Raw genomic sequence first — 12,579 nt, 5'->3', positions numbered from 1 at the left:
CACAACGGCGTTTATGTCCCGGTGAGGTCGGCTCGCGTCGGTATTTTTGCCAACGCGCGTTAACTCAACCTGAGGACGCATCAGGTTTGATGTCGGCGAGGCATTCTCCGTCTTCCAGTCTTCCCGCCTTGCCGCCATCCGGCGTGCTCCCCCGCGCGCCCAAGACCAAGAGATTCCAGCCATGTTCGCCAGGTACTCCATCCGCACCAAGATCATCGTCGTGGTCGCCTTCCTGCTCGCCGCCATGACGGGCATGGGCCTGCTCGCGGTCCGGAACATGCGGGCCATCAACGCCAACACGGTGGACATCGCGACAAGCTGGATGCCGAGCGTTCGCGTGCTGGGTGATTTGCGCGCCGGCGTCATCACCTATCGCAACGTGATCCGCGAGCACATGCTGTCTGAGACGCTGGAAGAAAAGCTGGCGACGGAAAAGACCCTGGCTGCCGTGATCGAGGCCAACACCAAGATCCGCGCGGCCTACGAGCCGCTGATTACGTCGGCGGAAGAGCGCGCGCTGTATAGCGAGTGGGCGCAGCTCTGGGATAAATACCGCAGGGGCACCCAGGAAGTCATGGAACTGTCCCGCAATGCGGTCGGCCAGATTCCCACTGAAGCCAACGACCTGAATGCAACGACCGTGAACAAGATCGGGCTCCAGGCCGATGCCGTCCTGAAGAAAAGTATCGACCTCAACAACACAGGCGCCGACAAGGCGGCACAGGACGCGGCCGACAGTTACGCTTCCGCCTTGATCATGCTGGCCGTGATCCTCTGCGCGGCCGTGCTCATTGGCATCGCCGTCAGCTATTATCTGGTTCACGACGTATCTGATGGCATCGCCTCGATCGTGACCCCGATGCAGGCGCTGGGCAACGGCGACTTGAGCGCGGATGTGCCGCATCAGGGCGAGAAGACGGAAATCGGCGCGATGGCGGACACCTTGCAGGTATTCAAGCAGGCTTTGATTGCCAAGAAGGCAGCGGATGCCGCCGCAGCCGCCGACGCCGAAGCCAAGATCGAGCGCGGCCGGCGGGTCGACGGCATCACCCGTAACTTCGAAAACGTAATCGGCGAGATCGTGCAGACGGTGTCGTCGGCGTCGACCCAGCTCGAAGCTTCGGCCGGCATGCTGTCGGCGACTGCCGAACGCTCGCAGGCCCTGACCACGGCTGTGGCCTCGGCCTCCGAAGAAGCCTCCACCAACGTGCAGTCGGTGGCGTCTGCGACCGAAGAGCTTTCCACCTCGGTCGGCGAGATCGGCCGCCAGGTGCAGGAATCGGCGCGGATGGCGACGGACGCGGTCGGTCAGGCCCGCGTCACCAACGATCGCGTCAGCCAATTGTCCAAGGCGGCGAGCCGGATCGGCGACGTGGTGGAACTCATCAACACCATCGCGGGCCAGACCAATCTGCTGGCGCTCAACGCCACCATCGAGGCGGCGCGCGCCGGCGAGGCCGGCCGCGGCTTTGCCGTGGTGGCCTCCGAGGTGAAGGCGCTGGCCGAGCAGACCGCAAAAGCCACCGGCGAGATCAGCCAGCAGATCACGGGCATCCAGGGCGCGACCCAGGAGTCGGTGAATGCGATCAAGGAGATCAGCGGCACCATTGAAAGGCTGGCCGAGATCGCCTCGACCATCGCGGCCGCCGTGGAAGAGCAGGGCGCAGCGACGCAGGAAATCTCCCGCAACGTGCAGCAGGCGGCCGAGGGCACCCAGCAGGTTTCCGCCAACGTCACCGATGTGCAGCGCGGGGCCGGCGAAACCGGCGCCGCCTCGTCACAGGTGCTGTCGGCGGCGCGGTCGCTGTCGGGCGACAGCAAGCGCCTCAGGCTCGAGGTCGGCAAGTTTCTGGAGTCGGTTCGGGCAGCCTGACAACCGGCCGCCGGCAGGCCGGCTCCCGAAAAGGCCGCGCCTTTTCGCGCCTGGCGCGAAGTCGATGGCGCTACAACCCGATTGGGTTTTCCGTAGTTTCGCGCAAGCGGAAATTAACCGGTCGCCGCTACGCTGGCCCGCATCTTCGGGATTTGCATGCGCAGGTTGCCGGTTCCGTTGCAAATTCCGCTTCAGAAAAATTTGGGGTCGTCGTCATGATCAAGCTCAACCGTATCGGAAACAAACTCGGCTTGGCCGGGGCGGTCGGCGTCTTGCTGGCGATCGGCATGGTGGCCAACCAGATGGTCACCGAATCGAAGATCGAGGAATCCAGCGAGCGCGCCGCCCGATCGCAGCAGGTGGCGGGTAATGCGCTCGCCGCGCATATCGACCTGCGCAAGATTCAGCTTGCCGCCGGCGATGTCCGCCTGGCGAGAACTCCGGCGGAAGTCGAAAAGGCCCTTGCCGATTTGCAGCACCACAAGGCGAGCGCGGCAAAGGAGCTGGAGGCGGCGCTGGCAATGGCGCAGCGGCCGGAAGCCAAAGAACAGCTCCAGAAGACCAAGGCCTTGATGGAAGGCTTTGCCGCGGCAGTGGAAGATCTCGCGAAGGCGCAGACGACGCTGCTGGCGCAGATCGAGAAGCGGTCGGTCATTTCCGAAGAATGGAACAAGTCGGTCGATACTCAGATGAAGTTGCCGGCCATGGCGAAGCTGGACAACCGTCTCGAGATCGAGCGTTTGCTGTTTCAGGCCGATGGCAAGGTGAACGCGCTGCGGGCGGCTGCCTGGAAGCTCGGCGCCACCGGCGATGCCAACCTGGTCACGGAGATGGCCAAGACCGAGGCCTCGCTGAAGGATGTTTTCAACAAGCTGCGTGGCGAAGCCGATGACCGGGATTTGCTGGTCGTGGTCAGCAACCTTTCCTCGATCGTGAAGCGCTTCCTGGCCGCCAATGAGGAGGCTGTCAGGACCGAGCAGTCGAAGAGCGAAATCATCGCGACCCGCACCGTCAAGGCTGCCGCTGACGTCGCCGGCCTGATGGAGGCGACGGTCGAGGGTGCGCAGAAGGATGCGAAGGTTTCCAAGGACGCGGTGATGTCCGATACCGAGCGTGCCAACCGCATCAATCTGATCATGGCGATCATCGTCGTCATGTCGCTGATCGCCTCGGTCGTGTTTTCCTTCCTCGGGGTCGCACGTCCGATGACGCGCCTGAACGGTGCGTTGGGCAAGATGGCCGGCGGCGATCTCGATGTCGAGATTCCCGGCGCCGGCCGCGGCGACGAAATCGGCGACCTCGCCAAGACGGTCACCGTCATTCGCGAGAACGCCGAGCAAAAGGCGCGTGAGGAAGCCGAGGCCAAGGTCGAGCAGGACCAGGTCGCGGCGCAGCGGCGCAAGGCCGAAATGATCAAGCTCGCCGACGATTTCGAAGGTGCGGTCGGCCAGATCGTGGAGACCGTGTCGTCAGCATCTACCGAACTCGAATCCGCCGCCGGCACGCTGACGGCGACCGCCGAGCGCGCCCAGGAGCTGACCACGATGGTGGCCGCGGCTTCCGAGGAAGCCTCCACCAATGTGCAGTCGGTAGCCTCCTCCACCGAGGAGATGGCGTCGTCCATCACCGAAATCGGCCGTCAGGTTCAGGAATCGGCGCGGATGGCCAACGAGGCCGTCGACCAGGCCCGCACCACCAACGACCGGGTCAGCGAATTGTCGAAGGCGGCGGCCCGCATCGGCGCGGTGGTCGAACTCATCAACACCATCGCCGAACAGACCAATTTGCTGGCGCTCAACGCCACCATCGAGGCGGCGCGCGCCGGCGATGCCGGCCGCGGCTTCGCCGTGGTGGCTTCCGAAGTGAAGGCGCTGGCGGAACAAACCTCGAAAGCGACCGGCGAGATCGGTCAGCAGATCACCGGCATCCAGGCCGCGACCGAGGAGTCGGTCGGCGCGATCCAGGCGATCAGCAGCACCATCGAGAAGTTGTCGGAGATATCATCGACCATTGCGGCCGCCGTGGAAGAGCAGGGCGCCGCAACCCAGGAAATCTCCCGCAACGTGCAGCAGGCGGCCCGGGGCACCCAGCAGGTCTCGGCCAACATCACCGACGTGCAGCGCGGCGCCGGCGAGACCGGCACGGCCTCCTCGCAAGTGCTCTCCTCGGCGCAGTCGCTGTCATCAGACTCAAGCCGCCTCAAGCGCGAGGTCGGCAAGTTCCTGAATTCGGTGCGGGCGGCATAATCGGCCGACAAAACGCAACCCAAAAGGCCCACCCTCTTGATTGAAGGGGGCGGGCCTTCTGCCGTTTGAGACACTCGTGTCCCGGACGCGGTGCAGCGCCATAAGCGCGTTCACGCGCGTCTTCGACGCGCTATGGCGATGCGCCGCAGAGCCGGGACCCACAATGCGAGCCCAGAAGTTGGGCCCCGGCTCAGCAGCGCGTCACTTCGTGCCGCGCTGCGTCCGGGGCACGGAGGCGGCCCGAAGGGTTCTGGTTAACGAAAACCCAGTAGATTTACTGACTGCAAAATTAACGGGAAGAAAGCGGCTGACCTATACGATTCCGCGCAATGGGATGGACGACCTCCGTCGTCGCGTGGAGATCAAGCATGTTTGCAATGGTACGTCGGGCCAGGATGACGGTTGGCCGAAAGATCTATGCCCTCATCTGCCTCAGCTTCGTCGGGCTCCTGGGCGTCGCCTTTTTAGACTCGCGCGAACTGGCGTCGAGCCTCAATCAGCAGAAGCAGATCGAACTGCGACACCTCGGCGAACTCGCGCTCGGCATCGTCAAGGAAGAGCATGCCGCGGCGCAGAAGGGCGACGTTCCGGCGGCGGACGCCCAGAAGCGGGCGATGGCGCGGATCGCCGCGCTTCGCTACGGCAATAACGACTATTACTGGATCAACGACATGCATCCGAAAATGGTGATGCATCCGATCAGGCCGGAAATGAATGGCAACGATCTCTCGACCTACAAGGACCCGAACGGCAATCTGTTGTTCGTCGATTTCGTAAATACCGTCAAAAAGGACGGCTCAGGCTTCGTTCCCTATGAGTGGCCCAAGCCGGGCTTCGACAAGCCGCAGCCGAAACTGTCCTATGTGGTCGGTTTTGCGCCTTGGAACTGGGTCATCGGCACCGGCGTCTACATCGACGACCTGAAGGCGCAGGCCTGGGTATCGACCCAGCGCTCCCTGATCTTTGCCGGCGTGATCCTGCTGTTCATGCTTGCAGTGTCGATCTTCGTGGCGCGGAGCATCACCGCACCGCTGCAGCATATGACCGAGACCATGAACGACCTCGCCAACGGCAAACTCGACGTCGAGGTGCCGGGCATCGGGCGCGGCGACGAGGTCGGCGAAATGGCCAAGGCCGTCGAGGTGTTCAAGAGCAACGCCGTCGCCCGCCAGTCGCTGGAGGTCGAGCAACGCGCGGCCGAGAGCCGCGCCGTGGCGAGCCGCAAGGCGGACATGAACAAGATGGCCAACGATTTCGAGGCGGCGGTCGGTCAGATCGTCGAAGCGGTATCGTCGGCGTCCAGCCAGCTCGAAGTCTCGGCGGGCACCCTGACGTCGACCGCGGAACGCGCGCAGGAACTCGCGACAACGGTCGCGGCGGCCTCCGAGGAAGCTTCGACCAATGTGCAGTCGGTCGCATCGGCCACCGAAGAGATGGCGTCGTCCGTCACCGAGATCAGCCGCCAGGTCCAGGAATCGGCGCGAATGGCTTCTGACGCTGTCGGCCAGGCCCGTACCACCACCGATCGTGTCAGCGAACTATCGAAAGCGGCAACCCGCATCGGCGACGTCGTCGAGCTGATTAACACCATCGCGGGCCAGACCAACCTGCTTGCGCTCAACGCCACCATCGAGGCGGCGCGCGCCGGCGAGGCAGGCCGCGGCTTTGCGGTCGTGGCGTCCGAGGTAAAGGCGCTGGCCGAGCAGACCGCAAAGGCCACGGGCGAGATCGGCCAGCAGATCACCGGCATCCAGGCGGCGACCCAGGAATCCGTGAACGCGATCCAGGCGATCAGCGGTACCATCGAGAAGCTGTCGGAGATTTCGTCGACCATCGCAGCGGCCGTGGAACAGCAGGGCGCCGCGACGCAGGAAATCTCCCGCAACGTGCAGCAGGCAGCGACCGGTACCCATCAGGTCTCCTCCAACATCACCGACGTGCAGCGCGGCGCCAGCGAAACCGGATCGGCGTCTTCGCAGGTGCTCGCGGCGGCGCAATCGCTGTCGGGCGACAGCAACCGCCTCAAGGTCGAAGTCGGCAGGTTCCTCGATTCGGTGCGGGCGGCCTGATCATGGTGACTCTTCGGTCCGAAGCCGGCTCCTCATGCCGGCTTCGCGATCATCCATGACGCGAATCAGAAGCGCGAGCGCCGCAAGCAGCTTGCTATTCGGCTGCACGAGGAGCGGGAGACATCCCTAGATCGCAAGATTGCGATTGCGGCATGGGCCGACCAATCGCCCTGAGTGAAACTGATGCCGAATGCAGCCAACGGATTTCCGAAGTCGGGAAAAAGTGGTAAGATGCAAGTGTATCGGGAAGATCTGATGCCACGTGTTCTGCGTCAATGAAGACGGCAGGACTGAAGACGCTTCGTTCGATGGCAGGGCGCATCGAGGCACCCATCCGCCATGGTCAAGTTGCGCATATGATCCCTCTCAATCCCGGCTAGCGCTTTTTTTCGTTGTTGCGACGATCGCTACCGACGGCTCGGATGACCGCCGCGTGTCGTTGCTTGATGAACTAGTTGAATCTGACTTCGTAAAGGTTAGCCGATCTCTGGACGTTGATCGTTTCCGGAGCATCGAAGGACTGGGCGAGGCCAGGAGCATTCCGATCGACGCCAAGAACTTCGCCGCCTCGTTCGCCTCGTTGAAGCTGAAGTCCTGTTCGATCCATCTGCAGCGGACGTTTCCGCGAATTCTGCAGATGCACTATTCCACGACCGGCGCGATCGTCGGCTTCACGATGGACGATGCGGCTTCGTTGATCATCGACGGCGTTGAGGCCCGTGCGCCGGCCCTGCTCCTGGTCAAGGGTACCGCGACGTGCGAGATCGTGGAGCAGCGGGCCAATCTGCTGGCGCTTGTGAACTTCGCTTCGATCGACGATCGAGGCTGGCCGGGCGATGCCGATAGCGCTCAACTGATAGTGACACTGCCTGACAAATGCCAAGCGCTGCGGGCAATGGTCGGCGATGTCCTGACGCTCGCTTCGCATTCGCCCGATACGTTCGCCCAGCCGAACGTGATCGAGCATGTTGAGGAATCGATTCTGCAGGCGGTCGATCTGGCGATGGCGGCGGCATCGCCCACGCACGAAGCCAGGCGCCTGAGCCTGAGCAATTATCTGGCGCTGGTCCGAAAGCTCGACGAGTTCGTTGCCGTGAACGCCGGCAAGACGCTGTACAGCGCCGATGTGGCGCGACAGCTTGGAGTCTCGGTGAGGACGCTGCATAACGCCGTGGTTGCCATTCGCGGCATGAGCATGCACCGCTATATGCGGCTGCGGCGCCTCTGGAACGTGCGTCAGCAACTGGTGCGGGGAGAATCGCCGCAATCGGTCAAGGCGGTCGCGCTTGTGAATGGCTTCTGGCACATGGGCGAGTTCACCTCGATGTACCGCGAGCTGTTCGGCGAAACGCCGCAGCAGACATTGTCGGCGGCACGTAACAATACGGACAGTCAGTCGTGATACCGGCGAAGCGAGCGTCGATACCGTAGTTCTACGATTTCCCCAAGTCTCTCCGCTTAGCCCCTGATTAACCATCGTATGAAACCCTATCGGCATGAGTGTCGCTCTGTGGCGAGGACGCCGCAGGAGCCCTTCGTTCGCAACGAACCGGCTCGTCCGATTATCCGGCCCGGCGCTTTTCAACCGTGATCCCGCTGCGCGGGAAACAACGGCATCGCTGCGATTTCACCGACGCTGCTGCTTTCAAGGACGCCCACATCATGTCGATCCGTTTTCTTCTGAATCTCTCGATCGGCGCCAAGCTCGGTATCGCCTCGGGCCTCGGTGTTCTGCTCGTCGCCGTGATGATGGTCAGCCAGATGCGGGCCAACGCGGCGATGCGCGACGCGGATGTGCGCAAGTCGGCGCAGCAGACGATCGCGCGAGATGGGGTGGACGCGAAGGCGTCGATTCGCGGCATGCAGACCGGCGTCCGTGATCTCCGTCTCGCAAACAATGCGGCAGATCTGCAGAAGGCCAACGACTATCTGGCGGCGCGGCTCAAATCGGTGAACCGTTTTGCCGACGAACTGCTGCAATTGTCTGACCCCGGAGAAACCCGCGCACGCACCGAGAAGCTCAAGGCCAGGGCAGCAGACTATGCGAAAGCAGCCCAACAGATCGCATCGGTTCGCGGTGAAGCCGTGGCTGCGGCGGGCGGGTCCGACGCCGCCACACGGATCACCAAACTGAATGAAGAGGCGGTCCGGATTGCCCGCGAAGTGACGCTGCCGATTGCGGCCGAACTGGAATCTCTTGCCAACCAGATCGCCGAGTCGGCCAAGCAGGGTGTGGATCAGGAAGCGGCCCGGGCCACTCGGGAAATGGCCGCCGCCGAACGGGAGTCCATGGCAGTCGGTATCGGTACGATGCTGTTGCTGATCGGAACCAGCATATTCTCCTACTTCACGATCGCCCGTCCGATGCGCGCGCTGAGCGTGTCGATGGAGGAACTCGCCGGCGGCAATTTCGCGGTGGTGCTGCCTGGTCTCGGCCGTCACGATGAACTCGGCGCAGTCGCCGGCGCCGTCGAGAAGTTCAAGGTCGTCTCGGAACAGAAGGCGCGCGACGAGGCGGAAGCCAAGATCAAGCAGGACCAGGTCGCGGCCCAGCAGCGCAGGGCCGACATGGTCAGGCTGGCGGATTCCTTTGAGACGGCGGTTGGCGAGATCGTCGAAACCGTATCGTCGGCGTCCACCGAACTCGAAGCCTCCGCCAGTACGCTGACGGCAACCGCCGAGCGCGCCCAGCAGGTGACCACGATGGTGGCTGCGGCCTCGGAAGAGGCGTCCACCAATGTGCAATCGGTTGCTTCGGCGACGGAAGAGCTTTCCTCTTCCGTCAACGAGATCAGCCGGCAGGTGCAGGAATCGGCGCGGATGGCCGGCGAGGCGGTCGACCAGGCGCGCATTACCAACGATCGGGTCAGCGAACTGTCGAAGGCGGCGAGCCGCATCGGCGACGTCGTCGAACTCATCAACACCATCGCGGGCCAGACCAACCTGCTAGCGCTCAACGCCACCATCGAGGCGGCGCGCGCCGGCGAGGCCGGCCGCGGCTTTGCGGTCGTGGCTTCCGAGGTGAAGGCGCTCGCCGAACAGACCGCGAAGGCCACCGGCGAGATCGGCCAGCAGATATCAGGCATCCAGAGCGCCACCCAGGAGTCGGTGGGCGCGATCAAGGAGATCAGCGGCACCATCGAAAGGCTGGCCGAGATCGCCTCGACCATCGCGGCCGCCGTGGAAGAGCAGGGCGCGGCGACGCAGGAAATCTCCCGCAACGTGCAGCAGGCGGCCGAGGGCACCCAGCAGGTCTCCTCCAACATCACCGACGTGCAGCGCGGCGCCGGCGAGACCGGCTCTGCCTCCGCACAGGTGCTTTCGGCGGCACAGTCGCTCTCAGCCGACAGCAACCGCCTGAAGATGGAGGTCAGCAAGTTCCTGGATACGGTGCGGGCGGCGTAAGCGCCGGTTCGGGGCGAGGAAGAAGCAGAATTCCTTTCCCTTCTCCCCTTGTGGGAGAAGGTGCCTGAAGGCAAGGCGGATGAGGGGTCTGTATCCGCGGAGACAGACCCCTCACCCGTCTCAATCGCGCTTTGCGCGCGATTGATCCACCCTCTCCCACAAGGGGAGAGGGGAAGAAGGTATTACGCCACGCGCCACTCCAGCACGCCGTCGTCTGCCGCAACAATCGAGCCCACGGTTCCCACCGGTGTCCGATCCATGTTCAGCAAATGCTTCAGCGTCGCTGCGTCAGCAGCGGGGATGCGGGCCAGCGCCCGTTGATCGGCTTCCGTGCGCAGCATCACCACGCCGTGCTCGACGTCGCCCTTGGCCTTGTAGATCACGGTAAAGCTCTCGACCTTGCCCTTGCCTGAAGCTTCCGTGACGAACTCCGGCACCTTGCGGCGGTTGCGGTCGGCCTCGGTCTGCACGCTGGTGTCCTGCGCGATCGCTTGCCTCGGCGCCGCGCGCGACAACACCAGCCCGTGATGCTTGGTGACGAAACCGCCCTGGCCGTAGAGCAGGCCGAGCTTGCCGCGCTCACGCAAGGCTCGCACCATCGCGCATGCCGCATGCGTCATATAGGTGTTGAGCGGCGCGCCGAAGAAGGTGAGGCCGCCAGTTACCGTCGGCTGCACGTCGCGGCCGAGGCCGAGCGTCCGCCGCGCCATCTTGGGCACGCAGGGAAAGCAGCTATAAAGCTCGATCGCATCGAACTTCTTGCCGTCGCCCTCGACGAGATCCATCACCGCCTTCAGCACCGCGTTCTGCGGGTGGCTTTCGTAGAACTGGTCGCGGACGAGATAGTCGCGCGGCTCTTCGGCCGAGGCGCCGCCGATCGGGTAGACCAGGCGATCTTCGGGAACGCCGGCCGCACGTGCTTTTGCCAGCGATGTCAGCAGGACGGCGCCGCCCATATTGACGGTCGGATTCGCCACCATCAGTTTTGTGTAGGGCCAGGCGATCAACCGGTTGTCAGCCGTCGGCGTGGTGATCTCGTCCGGCTCAAAACGTTTCTTCAGCCAGGAGTTCGGATTTTCTGACGCGACGCGCGAATAGGTCGACCACAGCGCACCGGATTCGGCGAGCGCCTCGCGCGGGGTCTGGCCCCAATGCGCTGATGTGGCGGATTCATAGAGCGGGTAGACCGTAATGGGGCGGAATACGCCGAGCTTCACCGCCATCGGCTTCTGAAACGCCGCGCCGCGCTTCGGCTCCTCGACATCGTGGGCGAACGGCGTCCACGGCAGCGAGATCCCGCCGCGCTCGGCCTTGGTCGCGGTCGATTGCGCCTCCGCGCCGCAGACAACCGCCACGCTGCATTCGCCGCGCGCGATGCGCTTGGCCGCTTCGTGAATGTAGCGGATCGGACTCTCGCCGCCGACCGGGCCGTAATAGCAATGCGCCGGGTTGGCGCCCAGCCGCACGGCCAACTGCTTCTCGGGATCGCGGTAACGCCAACTCAGGAAATTGACGACGTCGAGCGAGCCGAGCGAGCCGAGCAGTTTTGCTCCGCTATCGGCCTCCGCGCGCCGCACGGCCTCCTCGAGCAGCGCGAGCGGCTCGAGGCCATCGGCGATGTCCTTGGGCCGGTCGACGATTTCGCCGACGCCGACGATGACGGGAATGCGGTCTTCGGGGAGGGGCGTGCTGGACATTTCTTCTTGTTTCGCTTTCTCAAGATTCAAACTCGTAGGGTGGGCAAAGGCGCGCCAGCGCCGTGCCCACCATCTAACGTCTTGCTCGAAAATGGTGGGCACGCTTCGCTTTGCCCACCCTACGGGAGGTCGCTCTCACTCCTCCATCAGCATATTCATATGCTCCACCGCGTCGGCAAAATCCTCCTTGAATTCCTGCACCACGGCGCCGGCCGATTTCACGCTGTCGATCAGGCCGACGCCCTGGCCGACAAAATACGTCACGAGGTCGCGCGCCTGCACGTTGCCGGCGGCGGCGGCGCGATCGATCGAGTTGAAGGCGTCGCGGCTGATGATGCTTTGCAGCGGCATCGGCAGCGCACCGGGACTGTCGGGTCCGCGGTCCCACGCATCCGTCCACACTGAGCGCAGTTGCCGCGCGGGCTTGCCGGTGCGGCCCTTCGAGCGCACCGCGTCGCGCGAGGACGCCGCGATCATCTTCTCGCGGAAGATCTCGGTGGTTTCGGACTCGACCGTGGCGAGCCACACCGAGCCGGTCCAAGCGCCGGCGGCTCCCATCGCCATGCAGGCCGCCATCTGCCGCCCGGTCATGATGCCGCCGGCGGCCAGCACCGGCACGTCACGAACTGGCTTAATCGCCTTGATCACCTCGGGCACCAGCACCATGGTCGAGACTTCCCCGCAATGGCCGCCGGCCTCGGTGCCTTGCACCACCAGAATGTCGACGCCGGCCGCGACCTGTCGCAGCGCATGTTCCTTGGCGCCGACCAACGCCGCGACCGGGACATTATGCCTCTTGCCCATGTCGATCATCGCCTTCGGCGGCACGCCAAGCGCATTGGCGATCAGCTTGATCGGATGGCGAAACGAAACCTCGAGCACCTCGAGCGCGCGCTGCGCGTCGAACGGCTGCGGCTGGTTGTCGGCAACGTTGGTCGTCGTCAGCTCGACGCCGTATTTCTTCAGGAGGTTGCGGGTGAAGTCGCGATGCTGCGGCGAGATCCGCGCCTCCAGGCTCTTCCAGGTGACGTCCTTTTCACCCGCGGTCGAAATGTTCTCGGGGATCAGCACGTCGAGCCCGTAGGGCTTGCCGTCGGTGTGACCGTCGATCCATTTCAATTCCTGCTCGATGGTTTCAGGCGAATGCGAGGTCGCGCCCAGTACGCCAAATCCGCCGGCGCGGCTGACCGCGGCAACGACGTCGCGGCAATGGCTGAAGGCGAGCAGCGGAAACTCGATGCCCAGCATGTCGCAGATCGGCGATTTCATGGCTTTGTCCTCCGGGCGGC

The 12,579-nt window shown here is 64.0% G+C and carries 7 protein-coding genes; 5 read left to right on the top strand and 2 right to left on the bottom strand.

Annotated features, from left to right (window positions below; genetic code table 11):
• Positions 1-181: 181 nt before the first annotated feature.
• The 5 genes from GWE18_RS18270 (at position 182) to GWE18_RS18250 (ending at position 9,593) form a co-directional block, all read left to right on the top strand.
• The gene (locus GWE18_RS18270) at positions 182-1,873 is read left to right on the top strand and encodes a methyl-accepting chemotaxis protein (protein WP_275187094.1); all 1,692 of its coding nucleotides are present in this window, start codon (positions 182-184) and stop codon (positions 1,871-1,873) included.
• 215 nt (positions 1,874-2,088) lie between these two features.
• Positions 2,089-4,119 (top strand): methyl-accepting chemotaxis protein, encoded by a 2,031-nt coding sequence (locus GWE18_RS18265; protein ID WP_275187093.1) that lies wholly within the window; start codon positions 2,089-2,091, stop codon positions 4,117-4,119.
• A 368-nt stretch (positions 4,120-4,487) separates the two neighbouring features.
• Positions 4,488-6,188, top strand: a complete 1,701-nt coding sequence (locus tag GWE18_RS18260) for a cache domain-containing protein (protein ID WP_275187092.1) — start codon at positions 4,488-4,490, stop codon at positions 6,186-6,188.
• Between the two features lie 433 nt (positions 6,189-6,621).
• Positions 6,622-7,590, top strand: coding sequence for a helix-turn-helix domain-containing protein (locus tag GWE18_RS18255; protein WP_275187091.1), 969 nt, complete (start codon positions 6,622-6,624; stop codon positions 7,588-7,590).
• 260 nt (positions 7,591-7,850) lie between these two features.
• Positions 7,851-9,593, top strand: coding sequence for a methyl-accepting chemotaxis protein (locus GWE18_RS18250; RefSeq protein WP_275187090.1), 1,743 nt, complete (start codon positions 7,851-7,853; stop codon positions 9,591-9,593).
• Between the two features lie 182 nt (positions 9,594-9,775).
• Here GWE18_RS18250 and GWE18_RS18245 read toward each other — a convergent pair whose 3' ends face one another.
• On the bottom strand, positions 9,776-11,290 hold the full coding sequence (locus tag GWE18_RS18245; RefSeq protein ID WP_275187089.1) for an acetyl-CoA acetyltransferase: 1,515 nt from the start codon (positions 11,288-11,290) through the stop codon (positions 9,776-9,778).
• Between the two features lie 135 nt (positions 11,291-11,425).
• On the bottom strand, positions 11,426-12,559 hold the full coding sequence (locus GWE18_RS18240; RefSeq protein ID WP_275187088.1) for a nitronate monooxygenase: 1,134 nt from the start codon (positions 12,557-12,559) through the stop codon (positions 11,426-11,428).
• Positions 12,560-12,579: the final 20 nt, after the last annotated feature.

This window comes from Bradyrhizobium sp. CSA112 (genome assembly GCF_029051645.1).
Lineage (GTDB): Bacteria > Pseudomonadota > Alphaproteobacteria > Rhizobiales > Xanthobacteraceae > Bradyrhizobium.
Note: the sequence above shows the minus strand (reverse complement) of the source record. Positions and strands in the feature narration are given on the sequence as shown.